Here is a 20,089-nt window from a genome sequence, read left to right on the forward strand (position 1 = left end):
CCGGAGCCGCCCGCCATGGACATCCTCTACCAGATCCGCGCCCGTCAGGATTCCTTCAGTGCGGGTGAAGGACGCATCGCTCGGCTGATGCTCGACGACGTAGGATTTGCCTCCGCCGCCAGCCTGGATGAACTGGCGCTGAAAGCGGAAGTCAGCACCGCCACGCTCTCGCGTTTTGCTCGCACCGTCGGCTGTCGCGACTTGCGCGATCTGCGTCTGCAACTGGCCCAGGCCAGCGGCGTCGGCAGTCGTTTTTTGGACCCGGCGGGCACGCCCGAGCAGTCGGCGTTTTATGGACAGATCGTTGGCGATATCGAGTCGACCTTGCGCCAGCATCTGTCGGCCTTCGATGAGTCGCGTTTCGCCGACGCGGTGAAATTGCTGGGCAAGGCGCGGATGATTCACGCCTTCGGCATGGGTGGTTGCTCGACTTTGTGCAGTGATGAATTGCAGGTGCGGCTGGTGCGATTCGGCTACCCGATTGCGGTGTGCCACGACCCGGTGATGATGCGCGTCACCGCCGCCAGCCTCGATGCCGAACGCGTCGTCATTGCCTGCTCGCTGACTGGCATCACCCCCGAACTGCTCGAGGCCGTCGAGCTGGCGCGCAGCTACGGCGCACGAATTCTCGCCATCACCCGGGCCGACTCGCCGCTGGCGCAATTGGCGGATGTGCTGCTGCCGCTGCAAGGTGTCGAAACCTCATTCATCTACAAACCCACGGCGGCGCGCTACGGCATGTTGCTGGCCATCGACGTGCTCGCCACCGAGCTGGCGCTGGCCAATCCTGAAGACAATCAAGAGCGTCTGCGGCGGATCAAACTCGCCCTCGACGATTACCGCGGCGGCGACGATCATTTGCCGCTGGGAGACTGACCTGATGTACGACACGCTGATCCGCAACGCCCTGATTATCGACGGCAGCAACGCGCCCGGTTATCCCGCCGACGTGGCGATCCTGAACGGCCGCATCGAGCGTATCGGCGACTTGCACGATGCCAGCGCCACCGAAGAAATCGACGCCACCGGTCGCGTGTTGGCGCCAGGTTTCATCGACGTTCACACCCACGACGACACCGTGGTAATCCGCCAGCCGCAGATGCTGCCCAAGCTCAGCCAGGGTGTGACCACCGTGATAGTCGGCAACTGCGGGATCAGTGCGTCACCGGTGAGTTTACGCGGCGATCCGCCCGACCCGATGAACCTGCTCGGCACCGCCGCGGCGTTCGTTTATCCGAGATTCAGCGACTACCGCGCAGCCGTCGAAGCGGCGAACACCACGCTGAACGTGGCTGCACTGGTCGGCCATACGGCGCTGCGCAGTAACCACCTCGACGACCTGTTCCGCACCGCCACGCCGGACGAAATCAGCGCGATGCGCGAGCAACTGCGCGACAGTCTTGAGGCCGGTGCGTTGGGCCTGTCCACGGGGCTTGCCTATGCCAACGCGTTCTCGGCTTCCACCGATGAAGTCATGCAACTGACTGAAGAGCTGACCGCTTTCGGCGCGGTCTACACCACCCATTTGCGCAGCGAATTCGAGCCGGTGCTGGAGGCCATGGATGAGGCGTTCCAGATCGGCCGTCATGCCAAAACACCGGTGATCATTTCCCATCTCAAATGTGCCGGCGCCGGTAACTGGGGGCGCAGTCCACAACTGCTAGCGTCCCTCGAACACGCGGCGAAAACCCACCCGGTAGGCTGTGACTGTTATCCCTACGCGGCGAGTTCATCGACGCTGGACCTCAAGCAAGTCACCGACGCTCATCGCATCACCATCACCTGGTCAACGCCGCACCCTGAAGTGGGTGGTCGTGACCTGATGGACATCGCCGCCGAGTGGGGCGTGCCGTTGCTTGACGCCGCTCGACGCCTGCAACCGGCCGGCGCGGTGTATTACGGAATGGACGAGGCGGACGTACGAAGAATCCTCGCGCATCCGCTGTCGATGGTCGGTTCTGACGGATTGCCGGAAGACCCGTTTCCGCATCCGCGCTTGTGGGGCGCATTCCCACGCGTGCTCGGACATTTCAGTCGCGACGTGGGGCTGTTTCCGCTGCACACCGCCGTGCACAAGATGACCGGGTTGTCGGCGGCCCGATTTGGCTTGAAGGAACGTGGCGAAATCCGTGAAGGACATTGGGCGGATCTGGTGTTGTTCAATCCTGCGACCATTCGCGATGTGGCGGATTTCAATGATCCGCAACGAGCGGCGGAAGGTATCGATGGGGTTTGGGTCAACGGTGCCTTGAGTTACAGCGAAGGCCAGGCAAACGGAAGGAGGGAAGGGCGGTTTCTGGCGAGGGACGGGGACTTGCGTGATGGTTTCCAGTAAACATTCCGAGTGCTGCGTCACAGTGATGGCACATTGAGACTAAAGAAAGCCATCACCAAGCCGAAGCGCTGACATCTCGCCCAGCTACACTGTGGGCCTTATCAGTCTGGGAGCAACGCCATGAGCTTCGGCAAAACCACCCCCATCCTGCGGATTTTCGATGAAATCAAGGCCGTGGAGTTCTACGTCGACTTCCTGGGATTCAAGATCGATTGGCAGCATCGTTTCGAGCCCAACTTTCCGTTGTACCTGCAAGTCTCCCGAGGCGAATGTGTGCTGCACCTCTCCGAACACCATGGCGACAGCACACCGGGCTCGGCGTTGCGGATCGAGACCGATGAGCTGGAGGCATTCCAGCAACAATTGCTGGCCAAGGAATACAAATTCGCACACCCACAGATCCAGGCGATGCCGTGGGGCAGCCAGGACATGACGATCAGCGATCCGTTCGGCAATCGGTTGGTGTTTACCAATGCGATTTGCGTGTAAGGCCGTTCGGCAGCTCTGCGAGTTTTGATGGAACAAGGTGTCCTGCAATCAATGATTTCATTGATTGCAGGAGGCATCATGGCCAGCATCACGATTCGAAAAACCTGGACGATCCGGTTTGTGCTGACCCATGCAGTCAGTGCGCGAGATTCAAATCCTTCTGAATGGGTTTGGCTGTTGGAATTGAACTGCATAGATGCTGGGACGCAACGCCGTGGCATCAAGCCTGGACCGATGATTCACGGGAACATGTGCGAAGTTGAGTAACGTGGAATTTGAAAAGGCCCAAATGTCACTGGACTGCTGTTGCGATGACATTTGATCCCAGACCCAACTGCTTACTCCGGCCGGGCTGTTGAGGTCATTTTGAATGTTCTGATGCAAAGGAGGCTGCATTGATGGCCGTACTCCAGTGTACAGAGGGGTGTGAGTGGCGACGTTGGCGAGTGAAATCGCATAGGCTGGGTCCTGGGGCATGGCAGGTGTGGTATTGAATGCCTGCAACTGTGGGTGGTTGTAGCGGCTTAGGGAAAGTCGATCCGGGATCGGGTAGGACACCCAGGGGTCGACGACGAGCGGATCCCGCGTGGGATCACCCAGCAGGGTGAAGGTATGTCCTGGTATTTGCGCTATATGGATAGGTGTCCCGTATCCGCGTAATGAAGAGGCCGCCAAACGCGAACTGACCGCTGCAAATTCATCGCACATACCTGCCCCGGCTGCCACGGCATGTTCTGCCCTGACTTGGGTTGATGGATATGCACCGATATTTGTTCGTAGTTGGTGGGTGAGTCCCCAAGAGTGTTCACGGCTATTAAGTATGTCCCCTATCTGGTTGCCAGCCCCCATGTAGAGCAGTCCTCGTGTGGTCCAGGTAAGGTCATAGGCCAACACGTAATTGTTTATATCTTGTGTATTCGTTATGAATCTCGAGTTGAACGTGTTGTGTGCGGTGACTATCTGGGTGCTCAGAGGTGCATCTGCCGTGGCGGCGGTACTGAATGGTGCGATTTCGTACTTCATCAGACCTAAATAATCCTGATGAGTGACAGGGTTGTTGCCGACGAATCGATACAGATTCAACCCATCCGTGGTTCCCGCCGGATCAGGGCTGATCCAGCGCTGCAACCACGGCGCGTAATAGCGATGCCCGTAGTAGTAGAGGCCACTGGCATCGCGTTCTTTGCCCGAGTAGCGAACGGTTCTGTATTTCGCCTCCAGCGTGTTGCGCGCGGCCCTCCACGCAGTACCGCCGAAGGGGTAGTAACCCTCCTCGCTTATCAGTCTGCCCTCGGCGTCCAGTTCCAGGGTCGTTGAGCCCAGGTGGTCGGTGAAGTTGTATCGCAAAGCGTCATTCGTGATCTGCGCAGGAGTGCCTTGGCTCCAATGAAGGCAGCGTACCGTGGAGCCTCCAGCCTGTAGGGTGATCACCTCAAGTTTTTCAGTGGCTCTTTCACGAAGCTCTAGTCCTGGTAAATAGCTCACGTCCTGGACATGGGTGATGGTGTGCACTTTTTTAGTCTGCTGTTTTCGGACACGCTGACCGTTGCCGTCGTAGAGATAGGTTTCTGCATCCGCGCCCTCACTGTCGCGTTCGACCAGTTCCACACGTTGTAATTGGTTGCGCGCGTTCCATTGCAGGGGTTGGCCTGTCTGCAACCATTGCAGGTTGCCGTTGGCATCGAAGCCCTTTGCAAAGTCGGCTGGAGCATCGCCTGTTTTCCATGGCAATGCGCGATTGCTGCCAGAGGCGATATGCATATTGCGGATGTAGTTGTTGCCTTCGCGGCGATGCTGCAGCTTGATCAGGTTTGCACGTTCATCGTAGGTGTAATGCTCAGTGAAGTTGAGCAGTCGGCTCCGGTCACCCTGCCTTGTCGACCAATCGGGAAGAGGGGCGCGAATGCTTGCTCCCTGCTCTTCACGGCCTGAAGCCTGGACCAGTTGATAAAGGCTGTCGTAGACATAAGTGTTGACCGGCTTTATGCGTTGGTTGGCGTTGTGTTGTACCGGTTTCGTGTGGTCCTCGACGCTCAACACATTGCCGACCGCGTCATAGGCATAGTGCAGTTTCTGGAGAATGCTTCCCCCCGTCCGTGAAATTGTCCGCCGGTTCGTGCGGCCGTTCGCAGGCGTATAAGTCGCTTCACTTAAGATCTTGCTTCCCAGGGTTTGCGATTCGATCTGACCCTGCGCGTTGTATTTGACTTGATCGAGAATCACCGTTTGTTGGGTGGCACTCGCGAGTTGCAGGGTGACTTTCCTGAGTTGGCCAGCGACATCGAACCAGAAGCGCTGCGTATGCCCTTTGGCATCTGTTTGTTCGAGGGTTTCACCAGTGGGTGCGTACTGCCAGGAGGTGGTGTAGGTCTGGTCTTCGAGCAACTTATCGCGATCATCGACTGCTTGCGGCCAGTTCGCAGGCTGTTGCTCCTTCAGGAAATGTCGCGTTTCGCTGAGCAGTTGTCCTGCCTGGTCATACTTGGACAACAGTCGTTTTCCCGCCGGATCATCATGGCGAATCAAGCGTCCGCACTGGTTGTTTTGCGTATGGGCACTTGAGTTATCGGCATAGGTAAAGCGCTCGATGGCCTGGAGGACTCCTCCTTTGGACTGTTCGCTGATGACCAGCGGGCGTAGCTGATCGTCATAGTCCGTTTGCCAATGGCTGCCGCGAGAATCCCAGCTTTTCAGGGTTTGACCGGCCTCGCCACAGAAGGCCAGGCGCCAGCCTGCGTCAATGCTGGAGTTCAATAGCAGGGCGCCCGACAGGCTGCGGACCTGCTTCAAATCAGCGGTCTGTGCATTATTGGTGTGCAAGCGCTGCTCAAGCACCTGGCCGTTGATGTCATGCAGGTGGCGGGTAATGCGGGCTTGAGGCTGTGTTATGGATTGATTACGCAAGTAGGTGACTTCGCGGACTTGAAGTCCACGACTGTCGACGACGTTCAAGGTTGGAGTGTGACTGTGAATATGGGAGCTCATTGAGCACCTCCCTGAGTCGTAGTGTCGGGTTGGGTGTCGTTTTCATCCTCGATCGTTGAGTACCAGGGGTGATAGGTGTGCCGACGCTCATCGCCGTTGGCATTGACGACACGAAGGAGTCGACCCAGTGGGTCGTGGAATTGCTGATCACAAAGTCCTGACTTGCGCAGGGATTCATCATTGACGTAGCGATGCCTGGCACTGAAATAGGGGCGGTAGGTACGAATGACCAAGCCTTTGTTGTCGTACTCGACACGCTCACTGACACGCCATCGAAAGCTGACATCACGCTCCTGCAGTGTGTCGTTTTCAAGTTTCAATGTGCCGTCTTCATTGATGTCCAGGGCTTTTCCTGGGTCGACGCGTTGTTTTTTTTGCAGTTGTCGACCAAAGCCATCCCAGCAAGCGATGGTGATGCGTACCTGTTTTTCGCTGTCGGAGGAGAACCGGTCCGCTTGCATCGTGACGCAGTGAACCGGTTCGCGTTGTACGCCGTCTATTCGCGTCTGAAGAGTTTGCTCGTAAAGCGTCTTGATGTTGAGGCCGGTCAGGCGAGCACGGGTACTTGCGCGGATGTGCCCAGTCGGTAGCAGATCATTGTTATCCACTGCTTTTTTGCGCCAGGCCAACTCTTCGCCTGTAACGGCGGGAATACGCCCCATCCAGCTGAGCGAGTCATAGAAAAAGGCACTCGCGATATTCTGGAGTGCCTTGCCCGGATCATCGATGGCGGTGTCGGGGCGATCATCGGTAGGGCGGCTATAGGTGGCCATCGGTTTGAATCCGACATTTTCACTTACGCCATTTTTGTACCAGGTGAGGGCGTGTACCTGTCCCAACTCACTGTATTGCGCTTCCTGGAAATTCCCGTTGGGGTCGCTGATCTGTTTTGGCTGAAGTGTTCGATAGCCAATCTTTGTCGCGCGGGTGGTGCATTGGTCGGGCAGTTCGACAGTGGCGATCAGGCAGGAATAGGGGTCATGGGTGATGGTCGTCGGGCCATGCTGTTGGCTTTGCCTGAAGGTCTGTGCCCTGTAAAAGCCGGCCAGTTTGTAATACGTGGAAAAGCTGCGACGTACAGACCAGAGTGGATTGTTTTTGTCCCAGTCTTCGTCAGGCGGTAAAGCAATGGGCATTTTTCGGTAGCCATTGTCCTGGAGAAGTTTGGTGACATCAAAAGACGTATCCTCCGATTTGTGTTCGTCGTAGACGCTCAACGCCAGCTTATTGAATTCGGCGGTTTCCTGGTGATCAATCAACCCTTCGACGCTCGCCTGACCGTCATCGAAGGTGCCGCTTGCATCGGGTTTGCGGTAACGCTGTACAGACAAACCGGTCAGGGTCCGCCTGTCTTCCCAGGTCTTTGAAGTGCTCCGCTCTAGCAGGTTTTCATAATGGATATCCTGGGGGGATAGCCCTGCGGCCAAGGGCGATTTAGGCAACCTCAAAGCATTGGTGCGTTGTAGGTAACGCAGGCCAAGGCGTAGGGCCTGTGCTGTAGCTATGTGAATGAACTGAGCCTTGGTTTCGCTCAGGTAGTAATACTGCTGATCCTCGTCATGGGCATCGCGCCACCATTTTTGCAGCCAGGTATCCGTGAAAGGAGGGGCGTCGGCAGGTGTTTTTCTCCGCGCATAGCTGATCTCCAGACTGTGGGTGAGGTGGCCGTAGGCGTCCCATTCAAGATTGATCGTGTGAGTACAGCGAGGATCATCAGAGATGCGCTCATACTGGTAGCTTATGGATTCCACAACCAACGGTTGCATGATCGAGTAAGGGCTGTATTTACCCAGGCCCTGGCGTTCAACGACCCGATATCGATGTTGTTGCACTGAATAGGGCTGCCTCTCTTTTTCTGTGCCCTTGTCCAGGCCGAAAATCTCTACCCTCAGAGTCCGGCCGCCAAGCGCTCGAGCGAGCTCGCGCTGCCGGGCATGGGCGTTGGCGAGGGCTGCTTCGGGCGTTGGCGCGGGTGGTCCCCAATGTTCGCCCCAAACCTGGATAGTTGCCTGAAGGCCAATGGCGTCCTTGTCGTTGCGGTCGTAATCACGATTGAGTGGGTCGATAGCTTGGCCCGTATGGAACCAGGTTTTGGTCAGCATCGGTGCGCTATGGGGGCTGGTTTGTGCCCCCTTGCCATGGGTTGGACTGTCGGTTTGCAAGAGCAGACCGAACCCGCGAAATTCTCGTTCGATGCTGTCGTAGAAGCCACGACGATATTTGAATTTCTGGGTCAGACGATTGCCGGTAATTTCGTCGTGCTGGCTCTGCTGTTTGACCAAAAACAGAGGAAATGGAAGGTGGGAGATTGCTGGTTTGTTGTTTTTGAGCAGCTGTTTTTTTTCATCCAGCCATTCCTGGGCAGAGCTTCGATAGCTGACGCTGCAGGCAGCCCCCATATTGTTATTGCTGGTTTCGAGCAAGTAGGGCTTGGTCTCCACGAAGTCATAGCGCCAATGCCGGGTTGCGTCCCCCGGCACACTGAATATCAGACTCGAACAGCCGAGCCCCAGCAGATCTACGGCGCTGACCTTGCAGAACCGGTCATGGCGCAGTCCTTGGGGCCAGGGCAGTTCGACCGCGGGGGCCAGGCCATTGCCGCCGCGGTTCATGAAAATTTTTGCGCAATCGGGTTGCAGATAAATAAGGTCAGCAGCCCCTGAGCCGTCCAGGTCGGCCAGCAGGATGCGTGACGCATCGAACTGTTCGTATGCAAAGTCCAGGGAGGCGATTACTCGGCCCTTTGCGAAGCGTCCGCGGCCCAGGTTAGGCCAGCATTTCACTTCGTTGTGGCGAACACGGATCAGGTGCTGTTGGCCACTGCCCAGAAGATCGCTGAAGGCCACCAGTTCACTGGGTGAGTTACCGGGCTGAGGCAGGTCATCTTCATCGGCGTGACGTGAAACCTGCGTTGCCGGGGCGAAGCCGGTTATTTTCTGGTTGGCGTACAGGCGCACACTGCGCGGTCCGATCATGATCAGATCGTTGCGCCCACTCCCCATCAGACTGGCTAACTGCCCTTCAGGATGGAAGAACTCGGTGGGAACAGCGGCAAGCGGGGTGTAGTTCGACCATTCATCGTTCGAATTCAGCGTAAAGAAACCGCTGAACTCGGGGTGCGCCACGATCCAGTCCGGACGACTGTCATCGTTGAGATCACTGAAATACTGTCGAGGAGACTTTCGCCTGTCCGCCAGCGGTATTCGGGGCAGTTCGCTCCATGCCGCGTACACGATGTGATCCCCGCCTCTGTCGTCCCGCAAGGGCTGGCTATAGCGCCAGCTTTGATCGGTTCGATGAAGAATGCCTGGCAACCCTTCTCCCTTCAGATCGACGAACTGAAACTGGTCCTGGTGGTTGAGTCTGGCCAGTGCCTCGAAAGGTTTGTAGTGTCGAGCCTCGGGCTTGAGCGTGAAACCGGAGTAGCCAAACTCAAGAGGCGGTTGGTATCGATCGGTGTGTGTTTCGCCAAAGGTTTGGGGCAACGCCGCACTCAGACAGCTGTAGGAAAGCGCGCAAGTCTGATACTGGAGCAAGAGGCGGCGAATCAGTACTGGCTTGTCGCCCATTGATGGTTCATTCGGGAAGTAATGAAACATCAGAACCTGTTGGCACAAGCGTTGAGTACGCAACTCAAAACCGTAGGCGAAGTCCGAGAATGGATCACTGCGTACAGCGTACGGTTGCGTCCCTTTGTACCCGGGTGTGTCTTCCAGACGAACGCTGCGTTCGCCGTAGTCGAAACACAGCTCGAAATGCCATTTTTTATCCTTGAGGCCATCGACTTTGCACAAGTACAACTGCGAGTCAGCCGTGAAGTTGCCATAGCAAACGCGACTCAGGTAACGCTGGGCACGGTTATCGGCCGGGCCCCGAGCAGTCACCTCATCAGCGGTGTACTCATAAACAATATGCTCGCCATGAGCATTCATGCTTTCTTCGAGCAACCATTCACCTACCCGCGAGGGGGCGTTGGAGTCTGCGCGGCGCGCTGCCGCTGTTTTTCCGAACAGATGTTGACTGCCGTCAGCGCGGTAGATCAGCCAGAAGCCCGGTTGGTCGGTCGCACTGAACCAATGTTCGATCCGGTCGAAAGCCGCTTCGACTCGAGGGTAGTAGCGAACGACAGTGTATTGCTCCAGTGTCTTGCCATTGCTGCTCAGCGCGTATTTGGAAATGAACGCACCGGTCGTCTTGTCCCGCTCCGGCATCCATACCTCGCCGTCGGGCCCGACGAACAGATCGTCATCGGTGTAGGCCGGGACGCCCAGTCGGGTACGTCGTGCAATTGTGCCCAGGGAAAGAGCCCAACCGAGGCCGAACATACCGTTGCCTTGCGCGTTGCTGTAACGCAGGGTCAAGGCCGGGGCAAATCCGCGACCCGGGGTAACAGGCAAGGGAATTTCAAAGGACGCCGTGCCTCTTGTACCAACCGAACCGAGGTTGTTGCCGATGCTTTGAATGGCGCCGCCACCCTTGGGCAGCGCCGGAGGCGCGATAGGGACGGAGCTCTGTTCGTTCATTGCTCACCCCCATCCACCCTGGCGGTGTATTTCACATGCACGATGATATCGGTAAGTGATTCGAGCATGGCTTTCTGTGAAACATGATTGGGGAAGGACAACTTCCATTTTGAAATCGCGCCGGTGTATTCGAAGGGCAGGTAGCGTTCGTCCTGAAAGTTCAGCGTGAGAAGGCCGCTGTCGTCGATGCCTGTCGAGAGGGCGACCTGCTGGTTGGCGCGTTGGCCTTTTATGGACTTTTTCTCGGCACCGGGCATGACGACTTCACTGGAGGTCTGGGTCAGGAGGGCGCGAATGTCCTCATAAGGGCCCAGAGTCGTCGGCAGGGAGATACTGATGCTCTTGATCCGACGCAGGCAGTGCCCTGGGTAGTCATCGTCAAACAGGGACTGGGTCAGTTCGAATTGACAGGAGCCGTTTTTGATAAGGTCATCTTTGACCCCGTCCTTTGTGACACCATCCTCCCAGACCTTATGGATTGCCCCCGTCTTCGCATCCTTCTCTTTTAGTTGGCGTAACGACACGGTCTTGCGAATTTCCAGCTCGCGCTCGTTGCCCAAAAGGTAGGCGGTCTTCATCTTCACCAAGCCGAGCTTCATCGGCTCCCCGGGACCAAGTCCGCGATAAGTGGTGTTCCAGGTCTTGGGTTGAAAGAACGATTGTGTTGTGGTGTCGGCCATCTCATAGCACCAACATTGTTCGGTGAATTGGCACAGCGACAAAGCGGAGTCATAGGCCTGGTAGTAGAAAATGGACATCTGGCCGGTGAACCATTGGTAAAGCTGTGCGTTGGTAAAGCGCTTGGTGAGGAAGGTATAGGTGGACCTGGCTTGCATGAGTGTCGTTTGTGTTTGTCGCAACTGCAGAGCGGAGGCGATTTCTCGTTCGGCTTCAAGCGCCAGCTGCGCATCGAGTTGCGCGATTTCAAGCCTTGCCTGATCGCGTGCGAGAGTCCACTCCTGATGGCGCCGACGATATTGCGCTGCACGCTCGAGCGCCTCACCTGTGCCATGCGCTGCTGCCGCCAGGCCTTGAGCTCCAGCCATGACCGCAAGAGGAATCCCCTCCACGCGATGTCCACCGTCCGCCATGCCAAAAATGTTGGGGACCACCTTCAAGCCCTGGCCAATCACCTGGGCCGCGTAGGCGGAGGCCTCTGCGATACGTCCCGCCAGGTGCGATGCGGCGGCGGCGGCTTCTTCCGGGTTGATCACCTCATCCACCCGCTCACTGTAATAACGTTCTCGCTCCTGCACGATCGTTTTACTGGCGAGCAAGGCTTCCTTGTTTTTTTGATCGACTTTCAACGCCTGGGTTTGCAGGTCTACGGCAATGTTCGCCATATCCCAGATGTGTTGCTGCTGTGTTTCCTGATAGAAGGCCTGCTCGGCGCGTTCGATGAATGACAACAGCGTGCTACCGAACTGAATCACTGTCTCCACTGCGCTCATGGCCTGGGCATGCATGACGCTGAACCGGTAAGGCGGGATAGTCGAACCCAGGCGTTGATAGATTTCCGGCTCTGCGGCCCGTTGCGGGTTGGCGCCGAGCTGTCCGGCTGGTATCGCTGGAGCGGTGAACAGTGGAAGCCTCAATGGCTTGCCGACGATGTCGAGGTTGTGCCTGAGGTTATGCAGGCGACTCTCGAGTTTTTCCCAGCGCGCGATCAACACAGGGTTGAACGGTAAACGCAAATGGGGGGTGTCTATCGCATGCACCGAAGGAGGGGGGGCATAAGGTCGAACACAAATTTCGGGCACCGGATTGTCGGAGTCGCTTGAGTTGATGTGTTTTTTTTCAGTGCCCTGTTTGTATTCAAACGTTCGCAATTCCTCGTTTTTAGCGGCAATGAAGGCGCCGAGGGTAGTGGGGGTCCAGTCGTCAGTTTGTTTGAGGTCCGGGCGCGGGCCCAGCAGATCCTGGGCGCGGATGTACCAAAGCTTGGCTTGCGCCAGCTCATCGGGGGCCAATGAGCGATAAGCCATGTCGCCGCGATTGATCAAAATATCGATATAGAGCATGTACAAGGCTTTGCGAAAGTGCACCGGATGGCTCAGGGCTATTTGATGCGGGTCTTGTGGGCCTTGAATGGCATAGGTGGATTGGCCAGGCTGTGAAGTGGGAATGGTCAACGGCACGGTATTCCAATAGTTTGGATGACCACCCTTGACATCCTTACGACTGGGGTTGAACAGGTAATGCAACCAGCGCTCGGCTTCGCTGTATTGGGATGACTGGTTGAAACGGTGGGCGACCAGCCATGGCAAGTACAGGAACAACTCGACAAAGTAGCGCCCATAGGCGCCGTAGAAATCCATCTTTTCCTCGCGCTTGCCTTGTTCCATCGCAGGTTCCTGCAAGTGCTGGGAGTCCCAGCTCAGCAACTCGTCCATACTCGTTTCGGCACGATGAATCAAATGCTTGGCGAAGGTGATGTTCAACCGAACAGGGGCGCGAACCTTGGTTTCCTGATAGTTGCTGTGCTTGATATCCGAGTCGGAAAAATCAATGAATTCTGCAGTTCCTAACGTAGTGTGTTTGCTGGATTTGATACGGGGTGGCTTCAGATCGAAGTTGGAAGTCGAGTGCCTGAATTGGAGATTTACATTGCGCTCGGTCTCGGCTTTGACAGGCAGAAATACCGTCACCCATTTTCCGAATTCTGTTTTGAGGCGATCGAGTAGATTTTCAGCATCCTCTTGTTTGGGTGGGTTTTCTGGCACGTTCTTGGGGGAGAATGTTGCATTGGATTCAGAATCTTTATCAATATGCGCGGCCATCCAGAACGGGGCTTTCAGGTTGTGCTCTGTGTTCTCTGTTTTGCCCGTTTCGTTATTGCCAACGTAGAGGACAACGAGTAGTGACTCTGTAGAGTGTGTCCCATCATGGACGGCAACTGTATGTGTAATGCCCTTGAGCTCGGTCAGTGTCTTGGCGTGAAACATTTCGTTCCCGCCGTAGCCCTGTAGACAGGTTTGAGGCGTACTCCAGCTTTCATCGTAATTTTTGTAGCACATGTTCAAACGAAACAGCGGATTGGTGGGCGCCCGACTGTTGGTTTGAACGCCGCTCACAGAGTTTTTGTCCTGAAAAATACACTCAGCCCAGATTACATACAGACGATTGTTGAACATGACCGGACGAATAGTGTGCTCGATGGCGCTTTCGGAGATCGGCAGGTTGATGCGTTTCCAGTCTGACCAGGCCTGTGGCTCTGGCGTATCGTATTTGCTGTCGGAATTAGCTTTAGGATCAGTTGTAGAAGCGGAAGTCGTGGGGGGACTCTCGGGGCGCATGGACATGTCCAGCGAGCGCCAATAGTAAGTATTGGCGGCGCGGGATTTGGCAATGAAGTAATAGGTGCTGTTGGCGAAGTCGATTCCGTCGATATAACCATTGAGCGTCTTCAAATTGGAAATTTCTTCGAATTTCGTCAGATAACTCACTACTGCTGTTTGAACGGACCGGGATGTCAGTTGGTTCTGGTTGAGGTCATTTTCCAGTTGCTGAAAACTCTCGGTCTTGGCTGTGCGAAGGGTCGGGTCAAGGTAGATCGCCGGAAAATAGTGCAGCTGCTGACTGGACGCCCATGTCGAATAGTGGTGCATCACCGTACGCCAGGTTTCGAGCTGATCCGGCGCAATGATCGCCGTGTTATACCCAGGCTCCATATTGGCCAGAATGCTGTTGATGTATTGCTGCAGGCTTGCAATGGCACAGTCCACCTGGCTGGTGGGCACGTCCTGGCTAACCAGCACATCAAGTAACCAGTAGTGATAGAGGTCATTGGCAGTGTTGAGGTGCGTTGCGATATTCAACGTCTTCAAATCTTCATTGTTGGGCACTATTTCATGCAGGTAGAGCGCGAGTTGGGCATCACGCAAGCTTTCGTTGAGTTGCTTTTCAATCGTGGCAGACATGTTCACTCCTTGAGCATGTAGTGGGATCAACGACTAGTAGCCATGACGGCTTCACCGATTTTTTTCCAGTCGTCTGTTGTGCTGTTGTTGTTCAGGGCTGTGGCGTCAAGCAGTGAACCCGTTGTCAGGCCTGTGGCTTTACAGGTTGTGTAGCAACGCATGACCCAATCCAGGTCTTTCACGGTTCGGGCTTGCTGATGTGTCAGTGTTGCTGTCAGCACGGTAACTTGCTCGGTTGTCCAGTTCAGCAAGCCGGCCAGCAAGCTGTTTTTTTCGGCTGTGGTGGCTTCCGAGTTGGCGAATTTCAAATAGCTCAGAACATTCTCTTCAGGGTATTGATGGGTGGTCATCCCATGATTGAAACGATCCAGAAGATACAAACTGCTCAATGTAAGCGTCAGTTTCTGCGTCGTGTCCGACGGCTCCAACCAGTCGGGGTGTTCCAGGAACAAGTGCAGGGCGCTTCTGCTCAGGTGCAACTGAACGGCAGCCTCGGCATGGCGCAGTACCTTGGGCAGCGTTTTGGAAAGTTTTGTTAAGTATGATTCGTTATTCGCATCGTCTTGCGTCGCGATCAGGATCTCGTAGGCCGATGTATTGGCCCATACCAGCACACCCTTTGCACTGTTCATGGGAAGTTGACAGGTTTCCTGTAAAAGCTGTTCGACCAGGTGCAATTGTCGGTCATGGGCAAGTAGCAGCAGGTCTTTAAGCTTCTTCTGGCAGTCGTCTTTGAGCCTGGCGTTTTCGGCAGCGTCGATGTTCAGTACCAGTGGCGCTATGACGCTCTGCAGCACATCAACCAGCTTTTTCGGTACATCGTCTGTGATGGTGGGTGCGAAGTTCTTCACCAGGCCGTTGGCGTCAAGCAACGTGCTGGCCATTAGAGACCACCACGTTGAATCTTCTGGTAGCTTTGGTAGCGACAGCGCATTTATCTCCGCAGTAGTTATCTTGTGCTGGTCAGAATCTTTCTTCAGTTTGGTGAGGTGCTGCTGCATGTTCTGCAATGCATGATCATTGCTGTTCGTGGTGCTCAGGAGGAGGTGTTTCAGCTTGGGGATGGTGTAGACGGATTCACTGAGCCAATTTGTGATCCAGTCCAATTGCATCAGTACATCAAGCATATTGGAGGGATCAGGCCTCAGGGGCTCAGTCTGTTGCAGCTGGGTGTTGAAGAGCGGAAGTACTATATCGCTGCCACTGAGCTCAGTCCTTGTAAGGGTCACCCAAGAAGCATCTCGCTTGATAAGTTCATCGAAATTACCGTGGATCACCTTGATTCCACACCCCGCCAGAGAGACCACGCTATTCGGGGCGGCAGTAACAATGCCGTTGATACTGATCGTGGCAACTTTATTCGAGCCGGGAAGGATGGGAAACAAGACTGAAAACGCATTGACGGTATCTGTGTTGGCGAACCATGAAGTACTTGTTTTCAGTGTTGAGCCTGGCAGGAGCGTGGGGAGGTAGTCATGATAGAACTGCCCAGGCAAGTGAAAGCGTGCGACCACTTCAACACTCATATTGCCTTCGCGGGCAGTCACTTTTAGTGTGCGAATGTTATCGATTGGATTCGTCAGGCAACTCGTCACGCTTTCACCTCCCAACAAGGTAGCCAGCGTTGTGCAGTCGGCGATCGAGATACCGAACATTCGAGCGATCCGCGCTTGTCTGTAGATTGAGGACAAGGTGTCCAAGGCAACCTTGAGAGAGCCAAGGTGTTTCTGCGTGTTCTTTACGACCTTCAATAGTGAGTCCTCGGCCAAGGGCAGACCAAGGCTGGCACTCAAGTGTTGGAGGACCGTGTGCGATGCCTTATCAGTATCATCGGTCGAGAATGACCGACCATCGAGTGCAAGATGTTTTTCAAAAAGACGGGTTTGATTGAATACTCTGTCGAACAAGGAAACTTGATCGCCGATAGCATAGGGGGATAGCTGATAAAGTACAGCCGCGAACTCGTCGGCGTTAATAGAGTATCGACGCTTTAAATGGCGATAGACCCCTAGGGTACGCAGGGTATGAGTGTCGAGATGCATATCGTGATTAATGGGCGTCGACGAGTTGAACGCGCTGATGATCAGGGTATCCAGTTCGACGAAAGAAATATCCAGCCAGCGTTGCAGGCGGATCATTCGTTGCATGCGTTGGAGTCGCTCATATGACGTAGCGGTAATCTCCTTGGCGACGACTTTCATGTTGTCAATGATGTTGCTGAAGGAAGGACCGTGGACGTAACGAGCTCCATACAGTCCGTCAAGTGCAATGGGCGTTGGATAATTGCTGGAGAGGCGGGGGGAGTTTTTGCCTTGCGCAAGCAGTGCTTCAAGTTGCTCTGCGTTCAACCCGGTGTGCTTCAGAAAGGTGTCAAGATCCTTCAGGCTGTTTTTTTTTGCAGTGCCATAGATTTTTTTCCAATAGTTATCCGAGGGGGTGGCTATCAGGTCTTCGATCAACAAATCCTGCTGTTTTGGACTTAGTCCAGACATCAGCTGTTGTGCGACACTCGGGGTGGAGTTCCTTATCTGGCCATACTTAAAGTTGACTGTCTGTGTGAGCGGAAGGTGTGTTGTGATGCGGTAGTTCAGTTCGCCCAGCGACGGTTTTTCCCCACTGAGTCCTAACAGGCATTGATGATGGGAAATTTCATAGGGCAGAGCGAAGGGGTAACTTCGTAACGCCAGTAGCTCATACGTGGATTTTTCTTTATCGGGGCCGTACTTCATCGCCTCCTTAATGTTTTTTTCCAAGAGGTCGTTGACTATTTTGAGCATCGGCTGTGGGGTGAAAGTGTTGTGCTGGTCAATTACTAACTCCGCGAGTTCCGGCCGTCGCGTTTTCAAACGTATCCGGTTGTCGGTTGGAGTTTTAGCTTTTGTTTTTTTATCTGTTTCTGTTTCTGTTTCTGTTTCTGTTTCTGTTTTAGTTTTAGTTTCTGTTTCTGTTTCTGTTTTTTCTTCTTTTTCTGTTTTAACCGCAATTTCAGTTTTTGATTGCGAGGCACTCATTTCCAGTTGTTCGGCAAATAAATAGAGCGCTCTAAGATAAGCGACAGGCGAGTCGATGGATGCGATCGAATCGATTTTGCAAGAGTCGTCCCAGTTTTCCTTGAACAGGTTGGTGTAAGTGGGACCTTCTTTCTCGACCGCGCGAATGCCTGCCGGGTGCCAGCGGTGTTGGGGTTCCCCTGAGGATAATTGTTTCTCCCGATACAGATGGCTGATCTGGGCGGCAAGGCATTTGGCATCGTTGTAGAACTTGACGAGGCTGGCGCTGGAGATGACCAGCGGTTTTGCATATTTGCTCTTGAACTCATTCTCGACTTTTTCCTTAAAGCCGTTTTCGGTAAGTCGGGTAATGTCGAATACAGAGGTGAACTTCAGTTTGTCTTTAAATAATTCTTCCAGTTCCGTTTGTTTTTCGGGGGTGAGGGGCTTGATAAGGGATTTGATAAGGGACTGCAGTAGCGGGTATTTTTCCATGCCGATGAACACTCCTATAAGTGGAGTATCGACATTACTGCGTGTTGCAATTGAGCTCTGTCAGCTCTTTAAGGTGCGACGCAGGGAAAAGACGTCGCTGGCTCGGGAAGGGGGCCTATCGACCTGTAGGATTTCGACACACAGCGCTCCCCCAACCAGCACGATAGCTGAAAGGGGAGCGAGCAGGTTTTTAGACCCGGAAGTGGCTGACCATCTGCTGCAACTGACTGCCCAACCGCGCCAGTTCAACACTGGACGCCGCCGTTTCGTCGCTGGCGGCGGCGGTCTGTTCGGAGACGTCGCGCACGTTGATGATGCTGCGGCTGATCTCTTCGGCGACGGCGCTTTGCTGCTCGGCGGCGGCAGCGATCTGCTGGTTCATCGACTGGATGTTGGACACCGTGCGGGTGATGTTTTCCAGTGACACGCCAGCCTTGCGGGTCAGCGCGACGCTGCTGTCGGTCAGGGCGCGGCTGTTGTTCATCACGGCGGACACTTGTTGCGTGCCGTTCTGCAGACCGGCCACCAGGCCTTCGATTTCTTCAGTGGACTTCTGCGTGCGCTGAGCCAGGCCACGGACTTCGTCGGCCACCACCGCAAAGCCACGACCGGCTTCACCGGCACGGGCCGCTTCGATGGCGGCGTTGAGCGCCAGCAGGTTGGTCTGTTCGGCCACGGCCTTGATCACGTCCATGACGCTGCCGATCTTGTCGCTTTCCTGTTGCAGCACACTCATGGCTTCGGTGGAACGCGCCACTTCGGTGGCCAAGCGTTCGATCTGGGCGATGGCTTCGTTGACCACCTTGTCGCCTTCACGAGCTTCGCCGTCAGCAGCGGCGGCCGCCTGGGAGGCTTCTTCGGCATTGCGCGCGACTTCCTGCACGGTGGCCGTCATCTCGTGCATGGCGGTGGCCACTTGATCGGTTTCGATCTTCTGGCTGTTGACCCCGGCGCTGGTTTGCTCGGTTACGGCGGACAGTTCTTCGGCAGCGCTGGCGATCTGGGTGACGCCGTCGCGGATGCCGCTGATCAAGTCGCGCAGGGTTACGCCCATGCGAGCGATGCCTTGTTGCAACACGCCGAGTTCGTCGCGGCGCGTCACTTTGACGTCCTGGGACAGGTCGCCGCTGGCGATGCGTTCAACCACGGCCAGGGTGTCGCGCAGCGGGCCGGTAATCTGACGGGTGATGATCACGGCAGCAATGATGCCCACCAGCAACGCCAGCAAGGTGCTGATCAGTTGCAGGGTGCGAGCCTGGGCGCTTTCGGCGTCACGGCGGTCGAGCTGGATCTGATACAGCTGGTCGCTCAGGGTCACGATAGCCGCACCCTGCTCGGTCATTTCCTTGCGCGCCTGCACCGCATCGCTGTTCGCCGCTTTATAAGCCTGCAAGGCGCTGCGGTAGTTGCTCAGTGCGGTTTCCAGCTGACGCAGGGCGTCTTGCTGAGTGTCGGCGAAATGCACGTTGAGAGGTTTCAGGCTGGCGATGGCCAGGTCCAGTTGGCCGATGGCTTTTTGTTCGGTCTCGGCGTTAGTGGTCGCGGTGTAGCCGCGCACTTCGTAGCGGGCCAGCAAGAAGGCTTCCTTGGCTGCCGTGATGGCCTGGAATTGTTCGAAGCGTTGGTCGCTCAGCGGCATTTGCTGCACGGCGGTATTGATGGCGTTGATCAGCGTATTCGCGGTCTCGGCATTGGCGCCCATGGTGTCGCGCGCGCTGTTACCGGTGCGGTACGCGCTGCGCATTTTGTTCAGGGACGTCTTGTAGGCGTCGATGACGGCGCCTTGCTCTTTGAGCAGCTTGAGGTTTTCCGGGCTCTTGAACTTCACCAGCAGCGCCTGTTGCTGAGTGGAGAAGGCCTCGAGCGTGGTCTGGACGTTCTGCGCGGCGGTTTCGTCGCCATTGGTCAGCATGTATTGCAGGCGAACCACGCGCAGCTTGGTCAGGCCGGCATTGAGCTGGGTGATATCGCTCATCCAGTTGCTGCGGTCAATCAACCCGCCCAGGCTTGTCCAGCCGGTCAGGGCGAGGACGCAGGTCAGGGCCAGGACCAGGCCGAACCCCAAGCCCAGCTTCATGTTCACGCTGATATTGCCGAGCCAGCTATTCATCAAAAATCCTCCAGGAACGTTGTGCTTCTAGATCGTCGGTTGGCTGGAAGATTGTTGTTTTTGGTCGCCAGCAAGGTGTGTAGCAGGACTGTATCGGCAGCAATTGCGAGAGCTGAATGGTTTTTGTAAGGCGGATATGTAACAAGACCTTCGTGCGGTCTTAAGCTTTTTTTCACATGAGTTTCACCGGCTGCCGACGCCAGCCTCTCTAACCTCGCGGCATCGAATGACAGTGATGCGTG

8 protein-coding genes and 1 pseudogene are annotated in these 20,089 nt (G+C 55.6%); 3 read left to right on the forward strand and 6 right to left on the reverse strand.

Features of this window, described 5'->3' with window-relative positions; all coding sequences use genetic code 11:
* Nucleotides 1–15 precede the first annotated feature (15 nt).
* The 3 genes from BLW70_RS08780 to BLW70_RS08790 all read left to right on the forward strand — a co-directional run bounded on the left by BLW70_RS08780 (nucleotide 16) and on the right by BLW70_RS08790 (nucleotide 2,824).
* Nucleotides 16–876 carry a MurR/RpiR family transcriptional regulator gene (locus BLW70_RS08780; protein ID WP_074873589.1) on the forward strand — a complete coding sequence of 287 codons (861 nt, stop codon included), beginning with the start codon at nucleotides 16–18 and terminating at the stop codon, nucleotides 874–876.
* 1 nt (nucleotide 877) lies between these two features.
* Entirely contained in the window at nucleotides 878–2,335 is a 1,458-nt protein-coding gene (locus tag BLW70_RS08785; RefSeq protein ID WP_074880474.1) for an N-acyl-D-amino-acid deacylase family protein, read from the forward strand.
* A 120-nt stretch (nucleotides 2,336–2,455) separates the two neighbouring features.
* Nucleotides 2,456–2,824 (forward strand): glyoxalase superfamily protein, encoded by a 369-nt coding sequence (locus tag BLW70_RS08790; RefSeq protein WP_074873591.1) that lies wholly within the window; start codon nucleotides 2,456–2,458, stop codon nucleotides 2,822–2,824.
* Nucleotides 2,825–2,974: 150 nt separating this feature from the next.
* On the opposite strand, the gene BLW70_RS08795 is transcribed toward BLW70_RS08790, so the two are convergent.
* The 6 genes and pseudogenes from BLW70_RS08795 to BLW70_RS31455 all read right to left on the reverse strand — a co-directional run.
* On the reverse strand, nucleotides 2,975–5,809 hold the full coding sequence (locus BLW70_RS08795) for an RHS repeat-associated core domain-containing protein (protein ID WP_074873593.1): 2,835 nt from the start codon (nucleotides 5,807–5,809) through the stop codon (nucleotides 2,975–2,977).
* Nucleotides 5,806–10,332, reverse strand: a complete 4,527-nt coding sequence (locus tag BLW70_RS08800; RefSeq protein ID WP_074873595.1) for a SpvB/TcaC N-terminal domain-containing protein — start codon at nucleotides 10,330–10,332, stop codon at nucleotides 5,806–5,808. Before BLW70_RS08800 ends, BLW70_RS08795 begins: the two co-directional genes overlap by 4 nt.
* Entirely contained in the window at nucleotides 10,329–14,252 is a 3,924-nt protein-coding gene (locus BLW70_RS08805; RefSeq protein WP_074873597.1) for a Tc toxin subunit A-related protein, read from the reverse strand. Before BLW70_RS08805 ends, BLW70_RS08800 begins: the two co-directional genes overlap by 4 nt.
* 26 nt (nucleotides 14,253–14,278) lie before the next feature.
* Nucleotides 14,279–17,737 (reverse strand): Tc toxin subunit A, encoded by a 3,459-nt coding sequence (locus tag BLW70_RS08810; RefSeq protein ID WP_074873599.1) that lies wholly within the window; start codon nucleotides 17,735–17,737, stop codon nucleotides 14,279–14,281.
* A 190-nt stretch (nucleotides 17,738–17,927) separates the two neighbouring features.
* Nucleotides 17,928–18,791, reverse strand: a complete 864-nt coding sequence (locus BLW70_RS31450) for a methyl-accepting chemotaxis protein (protein WP_404942676.1) — start codon at nucleotides 18,789–18,791, stop codon at nucleotides 17,928–17,930.
* Nucleotides 18,786–19,847, reverse strand: a pseudogene (locus tag BLW70_RS31455) (methyl-accepting chemotaxis protein); the annotation flags it as partial. The gene BLW70_RS31450 and the pseudogene BLW70_RS31455, both read right to left, overlap by 6 nt.
* Nucleotides 19,848–20,089: the final 242 nt, after the last annotated feature.

It is taken from the genome of Pseudomonas frederiksbergensis, assembly GCF_900105495.1.
Taxonomy (GTDB): Bacteria; Pseudomonadota; Gammaproteobacteria; order Pseudomonadales; family Pseudomonadaceae; genus Aquipseudomonas; species Aquipseudomonas frederiksbergensis.

Coding starts and splice junctions, on each gene's coding strand:
- BLW70_RS08805 (WP_074873597.1), bottom strand. CDS start 14,252: ATGTCTGCCACGATTGAAAAGCAACTCAACGAAAGCTTGCGTGATGCC.
- BLW70_RS31450 (WP_404942676.1), bottom strand. CDS start 18,791: ATGGGCGTAACCCTGCGCGACTTGATCAGCGGCATCCGCGACGGCGTC.
- BLW70_RS08790 (WP_074873591.1), top strand. CDS start 2,456: ATGAGCTTCGGCAAAACCACCCCCATCCTGCGGATTTTCGATGAAATC.
- BLW70_RS08810 (WP_074873599.1), bottom strand. CDS start 17,737: ATGGAAAAATACCCGCTACTGCAGTCCCTTATCAAATCCCTTATCAAG.
- BLW70_RS08780 (WP_074873589.1), top strand. CDS start 16: ATGGACATCCTCTACCAGATCCGCGCCCGTCAGGATTCCTTCAGTGCG.
- BLW70_RS08800 (WP_074873595.1), bottom strand. CDS start 10,332: ATGAACGAACAGAGCTCCGTCCCTATCGCGCCTCCGGCGCTGCCCAAG.
- BLW70_RS08795 (WP_074873593.1), bottom strand. CDS start 5,809: ATGAGCTCCCATATTCACAGTCACACTCCAACCTTGAACGTCGTCGAC.